General features: G+C 65.5%; 18 protein-coding genes. 10 read left to right on the top strand and 8 right to left on the bottom strand.

Annotated features, from left to right (window positions below):
- The 3 genes from ACXJ1Z_RS05100 to ACXJ1Z_RS05090 are packed head-to-tail and all read right to left on the bottom strand — an operon-like array spanning position 1 to position 1,832.
- Positions 1-726 carry a M48 family metallopeptidase gene (locus ACXJ1Z_RS05100; protein WP_463780014.1) on the bottom strand — a complete coding sequence of 242 codons (726 nt, stop codon included), beginning with the start codon at positions 724-726 and terminating at the stop codon, positions 1-3.
- Entirely contained in the window at positions 727-1,230 is a 504-nt protein-coding gene (locus tag ACXJ1Z_RS05095) for a YcgN family cysteine cluster protein (RefSeq protein ID WP_463780013.1), read from the bottom strand.
- Positions 1,218-1,832 (bottom strand): SCO family protein, encoded by a 615-nt coding sequence (locus tag ACXJ1Z_RS05090; protein WP_463780011.1) that lies wholly within the window; start codon positions 1,830-1,832, stop codon positions 1,218-1,220. The genes ACXJ1Z_RS05095 and ACXJ1Z_RS05090 overlap by 13 nt, the downstream gene beginning before the upstream one ends.
- A gap of 98 nt (positions 1,833-1,930) precedes the next feature.
- On the opposite strand from ACXJ1Z_RS05090, the gene ACXJ1Z_RS05085 reads away from it, so the two are divergent.
- The 5 genes from ACXJ1Z_RS05085 (at position 1,931) to ssb (ending at position 6,105) form a co-directional block, all read left to right on the top strand.
- Positions 1,931-2,581, top strand: coding sequence for an ankyrin repeat domain-containing protein (locus tag ACXJ1Z_RS05085; protein ID WP_463780010.1), 651 nt, complete (start codon positions 1,931-1,933; stop codon positions 2,579-2,581).
- A gap of 20 nt (positions 2,582-2,601) precedes the next feature.
- Positions 2,602-3,282, top strand: a complete 681-nt coding sequence (locus tag ACXJ1Z_RS05080) for a COQ9 family protein (protein ID WP_463780009.1) — start codon at positions 2,602-2,604, stop codon at positions 3,280-3,282.
- 63 nt (positions 3,283-3,345) lie between these two features.
- Positions 3,346-3,585: a FeoA family protein gene (locus ACXJ1Z_RS05075; protein ID WP_463780007.1), complete on the top strand. Its 240-nt coding sequence runs from the start codon at positions 3,346-3,348 to the stop codon at positions 3,583-3,585.
- Between the two features lie 24 nt (positions 3,586-3,609).
- Positions 3,610-5,457, top strand: coding sequence for a ferrous iron transporter B (gene feoB, locus ACXJ1Z_RS05070; RefSeq protein WP_463780005.1), 1,848 nt, complete (start codon positions 3,610-3,612; stop codon positions 5,455-5,457).
- 81 nt (positions 5,458-5,538) lie between these two features.
- On the top strand, positions 5,539-6,105 hold the full coding sequence (gene ssb, locus ACXJ1Z_RS05065) for a single-stranded DNA-binding protein (RefSeq protein ID WP_463780004.1): 567 nt from the start codon (positions 5,539-5,541) through the stop codon (positions 6,103-6,105).
- Positions 6,106-6,135: 30 nt separating this feature from the next.
- Here the strand turns inward: ssb and ACXJ1Z_RS05060 are convergent, their stop codons facing one another.
- A complete protein-coding gene (locus ACXJ1Z_RS05060; protein ID WP_463780003.1) occupies positions 6,136-6,645 on the bottom strand; it encodes a YceD family protein in 510 nt (169 codons plus the stop codon).
- Positions 6,642-7,091: a ubiquinol-cytochrome C chaperone family protein gene (locus ACXJ1Z_RS05055; protein ID WP_463780002.1), complete on the bottom strand. Its 450-nt coding sequence runs from the start codon at positions 7,089-7,091 to the stop codon at positions 6,642-6,644. The genes ACXJ1Z_RS05060 and ACXJ1Z_RS05055 overlap by 4 nt, the downstream gene beginning before the upstream one ends.
- Positions 7,092-7,365: 274 nt before the next feature.
- Between ACXJ1Z_RS05055 and ACXJ1Z_RS05050 the strand changes: the two genes are divergently transcribed.
- From ACXJ1Z_RS05050 to ACXJ1Z_RS05030, 5 genes are all read left to right on the top strand, one after another.
- Positions 7,366-7,857, top strand: coding sequence for an outer membrane protein assembly factor BamE (locus ACXJ1Z_RS05050; RefSeq protein ID WP_463781172.1), 492 nt, complete (start codon positions 7,366-7,368; stop codon positions 7,855-7,857).
- A gap of 81 nt (positions 7,858-7,938) precedes the next feature.
- Complete coding sequence (gene hslV / locus ACXJ1Z_RS05045; RefSeq protein ID WP_463780001.1) at positions 7,939-8,511, top strand: ATP-dependent protease subunit HslV; 573 nt, start codon at positions 7,939-7,941, stop codon at positions 8,509-8,511.
- 70 nt (positions 8,512-8,581) lie between these two features.
- Positions 8,582-9,883: an ATP-dependent protease ATPase subunit HslU gene (hslU, locus tag ACXJ1Z_RS05040; protein ID WP_463780000.1), complete on the top strand. Its 1,302-nt coding sequence runs from the start codon at positions 8,582-8,584 to the stop codon at positions 9,881-9,883.
- A gap of 84 nt (positions 9,884-9,967) precedes the next feature.
- Positions 9,968-10,369, top strand: a complete 402-nt coding sequence (locus ACXJ1Z_RS05035) for a GFA family protein (protein WP_463779998.1) — start codon at positions 9,968-9,970, stop codon at positions 10,367-10,369.
- Between the two features lie 2 nt (positions 10,370-10,371).
- Positions 10,372-10,572: a DUF1737 domain-containing protein gene (locus ACXJ1Z_RS05030; protein ID WP_463779997.1), complete on the top strand. Its 201-nt coding sequence runs from the start codon at positions 10,372-10,374 to the stop codon at positions 10,570-10,572.
- A gap of 4 nt (positions 10,573-10,576) precedes the next feature.
- Here ACXJ1Z_RS05030 and ACXJ1Z_RS05025 read toward each other — a convergent pair whose 3' ends face one another.
- The 3 genes from ACXJ1Z_RS05025 to ACXJ1Z_RS05015 all read right to left on the bottom strand — a co-directional run bounded on the left by ACXJ1Z_RS05025 (position 10,577) and on the right by ACXJ1Z_RS05015 (position 14,986).
- Positions 10,577-12,406: an ABCB family ABC transporter ATP-binding protein/permease gene (locus tag ACXJ1Z_RS05025; RefSeq protein WP_463779996.1), complete on the bottom strand. Its 1,830-nt coding sequence runs from the start codon at positions 12,404-12,406 to the stop codon at positions 10,577-10,579.
- Between the two features lie 67 nt (positions 12,407-12,473).
- Entirely contained in the window at positions 12,474-13,970 is a 1,497-nt protein-coding gene (locus tag ACXJ1Z_RS05020; RefSeq protein ID WP_463779995.1) for an oligosaccharide flippase family protein, read from the bottom strand.
- A complete protein-coding gene (locus ACXJ1Z_RS05015; protein WP_463779994.1) occupies positions 13,967-14,986 on the bottom strand; it encodes a glycosyltransferase in 1,020 nt (339 codons plus the stop codon). Before ACXJ1Z_RS05015 ends, ACXJ1Z_RS05020 begins: the two co-directional genes overlap by 4 nt.
- Between the last annotated feature and the right edge of the window lie 227 nt (positions 14,987-15,213).

The raw sequence follows: 15,213 nt of genomic DNA, 5'->3' as shown, positions 1-15,213 counted from the left end.
TCAGCCGAATGGCTGGTAAAGACCACGTCCCTCGCGCTTGAGCCAGTCATTGGCGGCGGCGACTTCGCCTTCGAACAAGCCGGACAGGCACGCGTGGAAAGCCGGTGAATGGTCGAAATGCAGCAGATGCGCGACCTCGTGCGCAACGACGGAGCGCCGCACGAAGTCCGGCGCCATGATCAATCGCCAGTTGATGCGGATCGCCCCATCGACCGCGCAACTGCCCCAGCGGCGGCGCGCGTTCGACAAAGCCAAAGGTGGCACCGGCTTGCCGGCTCGGTCACAGTATTCGCTCAACTCCATCGCCAGCAGCGCGCGTGCTTCGCCCTCCAGCCAGCGCCGCAGTCGCGGTTCCAACGCGGTCGCCGGGCCCCCGACGACGAGCGCATCGTCCACGAGGACCGGGCGGCGCTTGGCGATGGGTTCGTGACGCACTACCAGCGGTTCGCCACGATAGCGGATGACCGCGCCCGGTTCGATCGCCGTCGGCGGCGGAAGGATAGCGAGTTGCCGCTCCAGCCAAGCGCGGCGTGAGGCGGCAAACTGCAGCGCCTCGTTCGTCCGCGCCCACTTCGGGATGGATATCCGCACCTCGTGACCATCGGGTGCCAGGCGCATGGTCATGCGCTTGGCACGATCGAGCCGGCGCACGATGACCGGCAGTTCGCGCCCGGCAATCTCCACAGTGGGAGTCGCACGGGGATCGCGGCGCAGCCAGTCGAGCATTCAGTCGTCGTCCTTCGAGACGGTCCAGGGATCGTCGTCCGCCTCGATCTCCCAACCCTCCATGCCCTCAGGCCAGACGATGTGCTGTTCGAGCGGTCCGGCGACCGTCTCGCTCACCACCCGGCCGACGATCGACACGCCGGCGCGGTGTACCGCGTCGCGGTCGCCCGAGATGAGATAGTGCCATTCGGGCAGCGGCTCCCCGGCGGCCCGGAGGCGATAGGCGCAGGTCTGCGGCAGCCAGTCGAGCGAGGCGGTGTTGCGCGCGGTCAACCGCAGGCAATCGGGCACGAAGCTGCGCCGGTTGACGTAGCTGGAACAGCGCGCGGTCTTGAGGTCGAGCAGCTTGCAGGCGACATTGGTGGGATAGATGTCGCCGGTGTCGGCATCCTCCACCTTGTGCAGGCAGCACTGGCCGCAACCGTCGCACAGCGCTTCCCATTGGCGGCGATCGAGAGTCTCGATCGGCCTCTCCCAGAAGCGGAAAGGGTTCACTTCACCCATTTTTCCAAGTCCGCTGCGACCGCCGGTCCGCCCTTGTCGACCGCCAGCAGCGCGATCGGCTTGCCATCTGGGTCCATCAGGAAGGCGGTGCGGCTGTGATCCATCAGATACCCGCCCGACGTCTCCGCACCTTTGGCATAATACGCGGCGAACGCCTTGGCCGCCGCCGCCACCTGGCTCGGCGTGCCGGTCAGGCCGAGCAGCCGCGGCGAGAAGGCGGCGGTCCACTGGCCGACCACCTTGGGCGTGTCACGCGGCGGGTCGATGGTGATGAAGATCGGCTGCACCTTGGCGGCGCGCTCGGGGCTCGCCTGCTCGAATTGGGCGAAACCCTTCATCAACTGTTGCATGTCGAGGGGGCAGGCGTCGGGGCAGAAGGTATAGCCGAAATAGACGATGCGGTACTTGCCCTTGAAGTCGTTCCAGGTGACCGTCCGGCCATCCTTGTTGACCAGCGTGAACGGACCACCGATCGCGGCGCCTGCGAGCGGCGGGCGTTCGCTCGGCGTGGCGGACGGACCGCTCGAACCACAGGCGGCAAGCGCCAGCGCGGGCAGGACGGCGGCAATCAGGCGAGTGCGGAAGCGGGGGTTAACGATCATGGCGCGGCGGTTCATGCTCTGCTAAACGGCGCGGTGCAAGGGCGGCTCGCCGGCTAGACTCGCGCGGGCAGGCGATAAAGATGCGAAGGAAGCACCAAGTGTCGAAGATTGACCGATCGCGTGACGGCACCTCGCGCGGGGGGCGGGTTTTTAAATCCGCGCTGATCGCGCTCGCCATGACCGGTGGCGGGTTTGCCGTCCCTGCGCAGGCACAGTTCTCCGAAGGCTACAAGTTCCTCGAAGCCGTCCGCAAGAAGGATGGCGACAAGGTCGAAAGCGCGCTGTCGTCCGCCGGATCGACGATCGTCAACACCCGCGACGTGACCAGTGGCGAAACTGCGCTGCACATCGTTACCGCCCGGCGTGATCTCACCTGGCTCACCTTCCTGACCTCGCGCGGGGCCAATGTGAATGCACGCGACGGGCAGGGGCGTACGCCGTTGCAGGTCGCGACCAACCTGGGCTGGCGCGATGGCGTCGGGATCTTGCTGTCGCGCAAGGCCAACACCGAAGTCGCCAACGATGCCGGCGAGACGCCGTTGATCTCCGCCGTGCATCGTCGTGATGTCGAATTGACCAAACTGCTGCTTCAGGCCGGGGCCGACCCCGACCGCAGCGACAACTCCGGCCGATCGGCACGCGATTACGCTACCATCGACCAGTCGAGCGCGATCCTGGCGGCGATCAAGACCGAAACGAAGCCCGGCGCGTCGCAGGCCAACAAGCCGACATACGGCCCGGCACTCTGACTGCCATGACCGACCATGCGATGACACCTCGGCCTGGCGACACGAGCCCACCCCTCGACGAGACGCTAGACGATTTGCGCCTGCGCCTGGCGCCCCTGATCGCCGAGGCCGCTGTGTTCGACGGATGGAGCGAGCAGGCCGTTCGCGCCGCAGCCGCGCAGGTCGGCGTCGATGGCGATGTTGCCGCTTACGCCTTCCGCGATGGGGCGATGCAGATGGTGACAGCCTGGACCCGATCGATCGATGTGGCGATGGCGCAGGCCTGGCCGGCGCAAAAGCTCGTCGACTTGAAGATCAGGCAGCGCATCCGCGAACTCGTGCTGTTCCGGCTGGACGCCGTGCAAGGTTGCGAGGAAGCGCTGTCGCGCGCGCTGGCGATCATGGCGATGCCGCAGAACGCACCGCGCGCGCTAAAGCTGGGATGGCACAGCACCGACGCGATGTGGCGGCTCGCCGGCGACACCGCGACGGACTACAACCACTACACCAAGCGTGCGATCCTCGCCGGAATCTATGCGGCCACGCTGACGGTCTTCGCCGATGACAACGGTCTGGACAAGGCGGACACCCGGGCGTTCCTCGATCGACGCCTTGACGGCATCATGCGGTTCGAGAAGATCAAATCGCAACTTCTGCGCACGCCGGACGAGCGCTTCAGTATGGCGCGGTTTCTGGGCAGGCTACGCTACCCCGCGCACTAAAGATGCTGCCCGGGTTATTGCGAACAAGTTGCAATATTGTGCGTGATCTGGCAGCGGGCTGGCATGACGCTCGATCTCCTACCTGCCGGACAAAGCGCGCGAATCCTTTCGATCCAATGGGGCGCGCTGGTCGATGAAGAGGCACGCCGGCTGCGCGCGCTTGGTATCGACGACGGTGCGCGGGTGAAGGTGAGCCATCGCGGCGTGTTCGGTGGGGCGGACCCGATCGCGCTAACGGTTGGACGGATGACGGTGGCGGTACGCCGGGCTCATGCCGCGGCGATGGAAGTGGAACTGCTGTGAGCCTGTCACGATGAGCCGGCCCTCATGAGCCGGCAACGCAAGATCGCGCTGGTCGGAAACCCCAATGCCGGCAAGAGCGCGCTGTTCAATGCGCTGACCGGTGCGCGCCAGAAGATCGCCAACTATCCCGGTGTTACCGTCGAGCGCAAGTCGGGCCGCATGGTCCTGCCTTCGGGCGAGCCGGTCGAGATGACCGATTTGCCGGGCTCGTACTCGCTCGACTGGACCAGCCCCGACGAGGAAGTGACCGCCAAGGTCATCCGCGGCGACTTCGCCGGCGAGAACGCGCCCGACGCGCTGATCGTCGTGCTCGACGCCTCGAACCTGGAACAGCACCTGGTGTTCGCGCAGGAGATTCTGGCACTGGGCAAGCCGACGGTGATCGCGCTCAACATGGTCGATCTGGCCGAGCGTGACGGGCTGGTGATCGACCCGATGGCGCTGGAGCAGGCGCTCGGGGTAAAGGTGGTGCCGACCGTCGCGGTACGCCGACGTGGTCTTGCCGAACTGGGAGAGGCGATCGCGTCCGCCGGACAGCGCGATCCCGGACCCGGCCTGACTAGCCTCACCATGGTCGAGCGGCGCGTGGCGGCGCATGCGATGACCGACGCGGCGATCCTTTCGGAGTCCAAGCGGCACCGCCTGCATGCCAAGCTCGACCAGGTCTTGCTGCATCCGTGGCTCGGCCCACTGATCCTGCTCGTGCTGCTCTTCGTCATGTTCCAGGCGGTTTTCGCCTGGGCGAGCCCGTTCGCCGATGCGCTGGAGGCCGGCGTCAAGCTGCTGAGCGGCCTGGTGACGGATATCATTCCGCCCAGCCTGGCTCGCGATCTGCTGACCGACGGCGTGATCGCCGGGGTCGGCGCGGTCGTCGTCTTCCTGCCGCAGATCGTAATCCTGTTCTTCTTCATCCTGGCGATGGAAGCGTCGGGCTACATGGCACGGGCCGCGTTCCTGATGGATCGGATAATGGCTGGCGTCGGCCTGTCGGGGCGCAGCTTCATCCCGCTGCTGTCCAGCTTTGCCTGCGCCATTCCCGGCATCATGGCGACGCGCAGCATCACCGATCCCAAGGATCGCCTGACGACGATCCTGATCGCGCCGCTGATGACCTGTTCGGCGCGCCTGCCGGTCTATGCGGTGATCATCGCTGCATTTATCCCGCAACGTGCCGTGGGTCCGGGCATCGGCCTGCAGGGGCTGACGCTGTTCATCCTCTACATCGCCGGCATTCTGGGTGCGATGGCGGTGGCGATGGTCTTGCGCAGCTCGGTGACGAAGGGCGCCGCCAGCGGCTTCATCATGGAACTGCCCAAGTACCAGATGCCTAACGCCAAGGATCTGGCGATCGGCCTGTGGCAGCGCGCCTGGATCTTCCTGCGCCGTGCCGGCACGATCATCTTCACCGTCACGGTGGTGTTGTGGCTGCTGCTCAACTTCCCGCGCGCCGGTGCGGGCGAGAACCAGGTCGACGTCTCGATTGCCGGCAAGATCGCCAATGGGCTGGCCGTCGTGGTCAAGCCTATCGGCTTCAACCGCGACATGGCCTTGGCGCTGATCCCGGCGATGGCGGCGCGCGAGGTGGCGGTCAGTGCGTTGGCGACGACGTACGCGGTTTCCGCCAGCAGCGATGACGAGGACGCGCAGGCGGTGGCGTTGGGCGATCAGCTCAAATCGAAATGGACGCTGCCGACGGCGCTCGCGTTCCTGGCCTGGTTCGTGTTCGCGCCGCAGTGCATGTCGACCATCGCGGTGACGCGGCGCGAGACGAACGGATGGAAATGGCCGGCATTCATGTTGGCTTACCTGTTCGCCATGGCTTATGCGGCGGCGGGGCTGACCTATTGGATCGCGATCTGGGCAGGGCTGTAGACAACCCCCGGCCGCTGACTCGCATAGTCAGGCTGGCCTAGGCTAACCCGTCCGCCGATATTCCACACGAAAGCGAGTCGCATGGCAGGCAGCGTCAACAAGGTCATCATCGTCGGCAACCTGGGTGCCGACCCGGAGGTGAAGTCGTTCCAGAACGGCGGGCGCATCGCCAACTTGCGCATCGCCACGTCCGAGAACTGGAAGGACAAGACCAGCGGCGAGCGCAAGGAGCGCACGGAATGGCACTCCGTGGTGCTGAACTCCGATGGCCTCGTCGGCGTGGCCGAGCGTTTTTTGCGCAAGGGCAGCAAGGTCTACATCGAAGGCCAGTTGCGCACCCGCAAGTGGCAGGATCAGTCCGGCAATGACCGTTACACCACCGAGATCTCGGTCGGCGGCATGGGCGGCGTGCTGACCATGCTCGATGGCGCGCAGGGCGGCGGCGGCGTAGCCGGCGGTGGCGCACGCAGCGGTGGTGGCGGCGGTGATTGGGGCGGCGGCGGTGGTGGCCGGTCGTCGGGTGGCGGCGATTTCGGCGGCGGCAAGTCCTCGGGCGGTGGCTCGTCGGGCGGCAGCGATTGGGGTCGTACCGGTGGCGGATCGTCGGGCGGCTTCGGCGACGACCTGGACGACGACATCCCGTTCTGATCGGACCGGTCGCGTACCGGCCGCAATCGGCTAGTCCAGCTTGAGGTTCTTCAGCGCCGCGAACGGCCCGACATCGTCTTCGCCACTGAATTCGGGCCGTTGGCGCGCTTCCTCTGCCTGCGGTCCGACCGCGAACGGATCGATCGCCAGCGCCAGCGTCTGCGCCACGGCCTCGCCAAGGTCGAAATGCGTGCCCGAATAGTCGACCTCGTCGCATTCCTCGGCGCTGAGTTCGATCTCCTGGTCCGGCGCATAGACGCGCACTTCCGGCACGAAACGGACTTCGACCGGTTCGCGGACGGTGATCGGCAGATCCTCGGCGGAAACCGCGCAAGCCTGGACGATATCGGCGCTCAAAGTCCCTTTGGCGTCGACCACCCGGTCCTTGCGGTGGAGCACTACGTCTGCCTCGAGTCGATCGATCCTGACGATGCCGAACCGCTTCGACAGCGCGGCTCGTTCCGTCTCGTTGGCGCTGATGTGCGCGGCCTTGCCTTCGCACTGCCGCACGTCGAACTCGCGTGAGAATTCCACGCTCATCGTGCGATCCCGCCTGCCAGAAGCGCGTCCGCAGGCGTTTGCTCGAGCTGGCGGAACAGCGCGAGTATCGCGGCGGCAAGGCCGGCCGTATCGGCATTGTCGATCAAGGTCATGTTGCGCTCCAGCACCGGCACCAGCGCCGCTGCAGGGTCCGCATCGGCCATGGCTTCGCGCACCACGCCGATGCGGCCGCCCAGCGTGCTCACCAGCTTGCCCATGCGCTTTCCCACGACCAGATCGCCGACGCCAGACTGACGCAGCTGCCCGTCCATGTCGTCCACGAACAGCTCGGTGATGCGGCCCGCAAGCTGCCGCAGCGGCTCGTCCCGCTCCATCCGCAGCATCGTGAGCGACAACACCATCGTCACGGCATCGAAGCGACCGGCGACCGTATCGGCGACGCCGTACTGCGCGTACCACGGCTTCTCACGTGCGATTTCGATCACGCGATGCCAAAGGGGGCGCACGGCGGCGCGGTCATCTTGGGGACGGCCCAGAAGGCGATCGATCAGGGACAAGCGAGGCGAGCCTTTCGTAGGGTGCGCGAGCGCGCATGTTCATCGGCAATTCAATCGAGCCGGCGCAACGGCCATTGCGCAGTCGGGTGCGTGACCGTAAGGCTCGAACCCGATCGTCAGGGCCGAACGTCTCGGCCGATATATGCGCATGAGGCGTGCTGGCAATGGCCGGCGCGGTGCCGCGTTGGACTGGAGTGGAAAAATGCGGGTGTTCGGGCAAAAGGCCTGGTTGGCGGCGGTATCGCTGGGCCTCGTGGCACTTGCAGGTGGCTGCACGTCGATCACCGATCATCGCGGCTATATTATTGATCAGACGCTGATCGATGCGGTGCAGCCGGGTATCGACAATCGCCAGTCGGTCGAAAAGACGCTAGGGCGCCCGACCTTCACCAGCCAGTTCGGTACAAAGGACTGGTACTACGTCTCACAGAACGTGAAGACGCCTCCTTTCCGTCGTCCCCGCACCAGCGATCAGACGATCTATCGGCTCAGCTTCGATGGCAGCGGGAACGTCTCCAGTATCGACAAGCGCGGGATGGAGCAAGTCGCGCGCCTCAGCCCAGAAGGCGACAAGACCGCCACGCTCGGCCGTCATCGCGGTCTGTTGGAGGATCTGTTCGGCAACGTCGGCACGGTGGGGACCGGCGCCGGTGGCGGCAATGCACCGGCTGGCGGGCCCAACGGCAGCCAATAGCGTCGCACGTTCCCGATCGCGATCAGCCCGCAGCGTCGAGCGCGCATTGAAGACCCGCCGGCTGCGCATATATGCTGCGCCATGGACAATAGCGGGGCGAGCCACGGCCTGATCCAGTGGCATGGGACAACCATCATCGGCGTGCGAAAGGGCGGCAAGACCGTCATCGCCGGCGATGGGCAGGTGTCGATGGGCAACACCGTCATGAAGCCGAACGCGCGCAAGGTGCGCCGGATCGGCAAGGGCGAGAAGGTGATCGCGGGTTTCGCCGGCGCAACCGCCGACGCCTTCACCCTGTTCGAGCGGCTGGAGAAGAAGCTGGAACAGTACTCGGGCCAGCTGACCCGGGCCGCGGTGGAACTTGCCAAGGACTGGCGCACCGACAAGTACCTGCGCAATCTCGAAGCGCTGATGATCGTCGCTGACGAGGAAGCGCTGCTGGTGCTGACGGGCAACGGCGACGTGCTGGAGCCCGAGGGTGGGCCCGAGAGCAAGATCGCAGCGATCGGCTCAGGCGGCAACTATGCGCTGGCGGCGGCCAAGGCGATCGACATGTACGAGCAGGATGCGGAAGTCATCGCTCGCAAGGCCATGGCTGTCGCGGCAGACATCTGCGTGTTCACGAACGACCGGGTGACGCTCGAAACGGTCTGACCATCACCGGCACATCTGGCGCCCCTCATCAAAATCTAGGCTTCCCCGTTAGCAGGGGAGAAAGAAAATCATGATCGATAGCCTCACTCCCAAAGCCATCGTCGCCGCGCTCGACGAGCATATCGTCGGCCAGACCGACGCCAAGAAGGCCGTCGCTGTCGCGCTGCGCAATCGCTGGCGCCGCCAGCGCCTCCCCGCCGAACTGCGTGACGAGGTGACGCCCAAGAACATCCTGATGATCGGCCCGACGGGCTGCGGCAAGACCGAGATCAGCCGTCGTCTGGCCAAGCTGGCCGATGCGCCGTTTGTGAAGGTCGAAGCGACCAAGTTCACCGAGGTCGGCTACGTCGGCCGCGACGTGGAGCAGATCGCCCGCGACCTCGTCGAAGAGGCGATCCGGCTGGAGAAGGAGCGTCGCCGCGAGTCCGTGCGCGATGCGGCGAGCAAGGCGGCGATGGAACGCCTGCTCAACGCGCTCGTGGGTGAGGGCGCCTCCGAAGCGACGCGCGCCGCGTTCCAGCAGCGTATCGTCGAGAACGCGATGAACGACACCGAAGTCGAGATTGAGGTGGAGGATGCCCCTGCCGCGCCGATGGAGATCCCCGGAATGGGCGGTTCGGTCGGCATGATCAACATCGGCGACATCATGGGCAAGGCCTTCGGTGGCCAACAGCTCAAGCGTCGCAAGATGAAGGTGCCCGCCGCCTGGGACAAGCTGGTCGACGAAGAGTCGGAAAAGCGGCTCGACCAGGACGATGTCAACCGCACGGCGCTGACCAACGCCGAGAACAACGGCATCGTGTTTCTGGACGAGATCGACAAGATCGCCGTCTCCGACGTGCGTGGTGGGTCGGTCAGCCGCGAAGGCGTCCAGCGCGATCTGCTGCCGTTGATCGAGGGCACCACCGTGGCCACCAAGTACGGCCCGATGAAGACCGACCACGTGCTGTTCATCGCCAGCGGTGCCTTCCATCTGTCCAAACCCAGCGACATGCTGCCCGAGCTGCAGGGGCGCCTGCCCATCCGCGTCGAGTTGAAGGCGCTGACCGAGGCGGACTTCGTGCGGATCCTGTCGGAGACGCGCGCCAACCTGGTGTCGCAGTACAAGGCCTTGCTGGCGACCGAACAGGTCACCGTCGAGGTCACGCCCGATGCTGTGGCCGAGGTCGCCAAGATCGCCGCGCAAGTGAACGAGAGCGTCGAGAACATCGGCGCGCGGCGTTTGCAGACGATCATGGAAAAGCTGCTCGAGGAATTGAGCTTCGAAGCCGAGGATCGTGTGGGCGAGACGATCACGATCGACGCTCCCTATGTTCGCGAGCGGCTGACCGAACTCGCGGGCGATACCGACCTTTCCAAGTACATCCTGTGATCCCGCTTCCTTCCCGACGCGCTCGGGGGAGGAATTGCCCTTGGCTGGCGGGGCGACTAGGCTCTGCGCCAAGGGAGACGACGCATGAGTCTGGAAGGTGGATGCCAGTGCGGGCAAGTGCGCTACGCGGTCGAGGGTGAGCCAGAGCATGCGGCGCTTTGCCACTGCGGCGATTGCCGCGCCTCCTCCGGAGCACCGGTCATGGCCTGGGCGGCATTTCGATCCGGCCACTTCGCGATTCTGGCGGGAGAGCCGCGCGCGTACAAATCGTCAACGTCGGCCGTACGCCATTTCTGTGCCAATTGCGGCACCGGCCTGTGGTACGTCAACGAGGACGTACTACCGGGTCTTGTCGATATTCAGATCGCCACGCTCGATGATCCCGAGGCGCTTCCCCCAGGCGCGCATATCCAGGCGGCTGAAGAGCTGAACTGGATGAAGGGCAGCAAAGACCTTCCCCACTTCGACCGCTATCCCGGAGCCTGATCATGTCCATTCCGCCAGACGACCGCCCCGTCTATCGCCTGCTCACCGGTATCGATGACCGGGCTTTTTGCGAGCGCGTCTCCGAGGCGCTGGAGCAAGGCTGGCGGCTCTATGGCTCGCCGACGCTGGCGTGGGATACCGCCGAAAACAACATGAAAGCGGCGCAGGCTGTGGTGTGGAAAGATGCCGACGCGGTGAAGTAGCGGCTTACTCCGCCGCCTCGCTGACTTCGCTCATCTCTTCGGCTTCGGCCGCCTGGCGTGCCCACATCTCAGCATAGAGGCCATCGTGTCGCAGCAGTTCGAGGTGACTGCCGCTTTCCGCTAGCTGCCCGTCGTTCAGCACCAGGATCTTGTCCGAGTCCGCGATGGTGGAAAGCCGGTGCGCGATCGAGAGGCTGGTGCGGTCTTCGGACACCCGGTGCAGCGTCGCCAGGATCTCCTGCTCGGTGCGCGTGTCCAGCGCGCTGGTGGCTTCGTCGAGCAGCAGGATCGGCGGGTTCTTGACCAGCGTGCGGGCGATCGCGACCCGCTGCTTCTCGCCACCCGACAGCTTGAGGCCACGTTCGCCCACTTCGGTGGCGAAGCCTTGCGGCAGGCGCTCGATCAGGCCGGTCAGCGCAGCGCCCCTTGCGGCCGCCTCGACGTCGGCCTGGGTCGCATCGCCACGGCCGTAAGCGATGTTATAACCGATCGTCTCGTTGAACAGGACGGAGTCCTGCGGCACGATGCCGAGCGACGCGCGCAAGCTGGTCTGCGTCACCTGCGCGATATCCTGGCCATCGATGAGGATACGGCCCGACCACGGATCGTAGAAGCGGAACAGCAGCCGCGCGATCGTCGACTTGCCGGCACCGGAAGGCCCGACAATAGCGATGTTCTGCCCTGCAGGAACCTCGAAGGACAAGCCCTGCAGGATCGTGCGATCCTTTTCGTAGCCGAACACGACACTGTCGAACACCACCGAAGGCCGGCGGATGATCAGCGCCGGAGCGTTCGGAGTGTCGGAGACCTCCTGCGGCTCGTCGAGCAGGCGGAACATCTCGGCCATGTCGATCAGGCCCTGCCGAATCGTGCGATAGACCATCCCCAGCATGTCGAGCGGACGGAACAGCTGCGCGAGGTAGGTCTGGACGAACACCAACTGGCCGGCGCTGTAGCGCCCCTGCCACCAGCCATAGACGGTCCAGGCCATCGCCGCCGCCATCAGGAGGTTCACCACCACCCCTTGCGCGATGTTGAGCAGGCCAAGCGAGTTCTCGCTCTTCACCGCGGCGGCGGCATACTCGGTGGTCGCGGCGGAATACCGCGCTTCCTCGCGCTTTTCGGCACCGAAATACTTCACCGTCTCGTAGTTCAGCAGCGAATCCACCGCATGTGCCAGCGCGCGGCCGTCGAGCCGGTTCATCCGCTCGCGCAGCGCGGTGCGCCATTCGGTGATGGTCCGTGTCACCCAGATATAGGCGATCACCGCGATCGATGTCGCGATCACCAGCGGCCAACCGAAGTTGATGTAGAAGATCACGCCGACGACCAGCAGCTGCAGCACCGTCGGCGCGATGTTGAACAGCATGAAGTACAGCATCGTGTCGATGCTCTTGGTGCCGCGCTCGATCACCTTGGTGACTTCACCCGTGCGACGCGCAAGATGGAAGCGCAGGCTCAGCTTGTGCAGCTGGGCGAACACGTTCTCGGCCAGCGCACGGGTGGCGTCCTGACCGACTCTCTCGAAGACGATGTTGCGCGCGTTGTCGAAGCCGACGCCGGCGAGGCGGACGGCGGCGTAGGCCAGCACCATCGTCATCACCAGCGTGATCACCTTGGGGCCCGACATGTTCATGCCGTCGACCGCCCACTTGAGCAGATAGGGCAGCACCAGCTGGCTCGCGGTCGACAGCAGGATCATGACCACTGCGATGACGATCCGCGTCCGCAGCGCCCGGTTATCGCGCGGCCACAGGTACGGCAGGAAACGCGCAAGCGTCATCCAGCCGTCATGGCGGGCATTCGGATCTCGGACGGCGGTATCGGGTGGCATCGGCGTGGTATGTAGGGATCGTCGTGCAGGAAGGCAAAGAGCGTCGCACTATCGGGCGAGCCGACGATCAGGCCGCGCGCGCCTTCCACCGATGACGCAACGGTTCCAGCGCGTGACTGGCGGTCGAAACCAGATCCGCGCGCGCGGGATGGCGCAGCAAGAATATGCCGGCGAGCCAAGTGGCGCCTGAAGCGAGCGACGCGATGACGAGCCCGCCGAAGCCCAGCGTCGCAGGCGTGCGCCAGACGTGCACCGCATAAAGCGCGGGCAGGGCGGTCACCAATGCAACGGCGGCGCTGCCCAGGTAGATCCGGCGCATCACCTTCCAGTCGAAGCCGACCAGCTTATGCATCCAGCCGGCATAGATCGCGATCCAGCCCAGGCCCCATACGATCCGCGAGGCTGCCGCGGCTTCCACGCCCAGCATCGCGCCCGCCGCCAGTGTTCCCACCGCCAGCACGGTGTCGGCCAGGTTGAACCAGAGGAGCTGGCGCAAGCGACCCATCAGGATCGGCAGGTCCATGTGCAACGGCAAGGCCACGAACGCACATTCGGCCAGCGCCACCCACGCGAGCAGTGGTGCCGCGGCCCCCCAGCCGTCGCCGTAAAGCAGCAGGATCACCGGCTGCGACAGCACTGCCAGCAACACCATCGCGGGCCACACGATCGCCCCATGCGCCGCGACCACCCGCTCGTAGTAAGGGCCAAGCTCGCGTCCCTCGTCGCGGAGCCGCGCAAACGTCGGATAGTAGATCGCGCTTACGGCCCCGGCCACGAGGTTGTGGAGCTGGCCCGCCAGAGCGACGCCTCGGCTGAACAGGCCGGCGGCCTCCATTCCCAGCATCCGGCCGACGATAAGGTCCGGCATCCGCAAGCTGATTCCGCCAGAGAAGTAGAGTACTGCGCTGCCCGAACCGAAGCCGGCGATCTCGCGAAGGCGGTCGAGGCGGACGTGGAGCGAGAACGGCGTGGGTTGCCAGCATTGCGCCACGATCGCCCGAACGCCGGCCTGCGCGATCATGCCCCAGGCAAGCGATTCAGCGGAAAAGCCAAGGATAGCCAAAGTGAGTGTGCAGGCGCTGTTGGCCACTGCACCGGCGAAATCAACGGTGAACGTCGCGCGAAAGTCCAGCCGTCGCGATAGCAGGGCGACCGGAACGATGCTCCAAGGCGCGAGTACATAGGAGGCCGCGATCAGGCCGAGGATGCCGAACAACCGAGGCTCGCCATAAAAGCGCGCCGCCGGCCCCGCCAGCGCCATGATCACCGCGCCGATGACGAACGAGAACAGCACTGCGATGACCGTACAGTGCCGCACGGTGTCGCCATCGGCAGTGGGATGACGGCCAAGATAGCGGGTGAGCCCCAGATCCCGGATGATCGCGACGATCATCGCCGCGGCGAGTGCGACCGAGAACAGGCCGATCTCTTCGGGCTTGAGGAAGAACCGCGAGACGATGACGGACGTGGCGAACTGCAGGGCGAACAGGCAGTATTGGCTGCCGGCCGCCCATAGCGCGGCAGAGCGGACGCTACCTTGGCCGCGGTTGCTGTCGTCGCTCACGCGCGGCGTGCCGGCGATGTGGCGAGAGTGGCGGCAAGGCGCAGCGCCCGCCATGGCTCACCAAAGCTCAGAAGTCGCACCACGGTGCGCCACATGCCATCGCGCCGCCCGCCATCGCGCAAATGCTGGACGAGCAGGTCGAAGCCTTCCTCGCGCATCGCTTGTGCCGAATAGAGCAGGCCTAGCGCGACCTGTTCGCGCACTTGCCGCGTGACGCCGTTGCGCTTGAACAAGGCATCGAGCTCGGCGATCGGCGGCAGGCGATCGAGCGTCGCGGTGGGATCCGGGCGTCCCGCCGCACGCTCCTGCCAGGCGAGTTGCGCGACGGCGGCACCGAACTGCAGTTCGGTCGAGTGGCGGGCGGAGACCTGACCGTCATAGCGGCGATAGCGGACGAGGCGCTCGGGGATATTGCCAAGCTTGGTCACGCTCGCCAGTCGCAGCCACAAGTCGTAATCCTCGCAATGGCGGAACGCCGAATGATATCCGCCGACAGACAGCACGACCGCGCGGCGGTACATCGCGGCAGGATGGCAGATGACCTGGCGACCCTCGGCGATGGCACCGAGCACCTCTTCATGGGTGATCGGGTGATCGGCCCCGGTGCGAAAGATGGGTTCGCCGTGCTCACCCATGTCCTCGCTCCAGGACCCGACCACGCCATGATCGGGATGTTGCGCAAGATAGGCGATCTGGCGCTCGAAGCGGTTGGGGCGGCAGATGTCATCGGCGTCCATACGCGCGACGATCGGTGCTTTGGCCACCGCCAGCAGTTCGTTCAAGCTGGCGACCAGCCCACGGTTTTCTCGGATTATTGGCCGAATGCGCGAGTCCGTACGCTCGTAGCAGCGCAGGATTGAGGCGGTAGCATCGGTAGAGCCATCGTCGAGGATCAGGAACTCGAAATCGCCGAAGGATTGCCCCAGCACGCTGTCGATCGCGGCCGCCAGGAAGCGCTCTCCGTCGTAGACGCTCATCGCGACCGAGATGGCGGGGGAGGATGCCGCGATGGCCATGTACCTGATGCTGTCCACTTTTCGGTGACACAAACGGTCACGGCTGCATGCCGACGATCTAGGCGATCGCGGTAAACAAACGATGAGGACGTTGGGAAGGCCTGGCCTGCAGCTCACCGTGCGAAGACCTCGCATTGCGGGTGCAGTGTATTCGCCTTTGCCGGGTGAGGTTCCCTTGGTTGGGTGGGGATGTGTCGGTTTTTTGAAAAAGTGTGTTGACCGACTCA

Source organism: Novosphingobium sp. TK46 (genome assembly GCF_055361525.1).
This window is presented reverse-complemented; position numbering and strand designations above follow the sequence as displayed.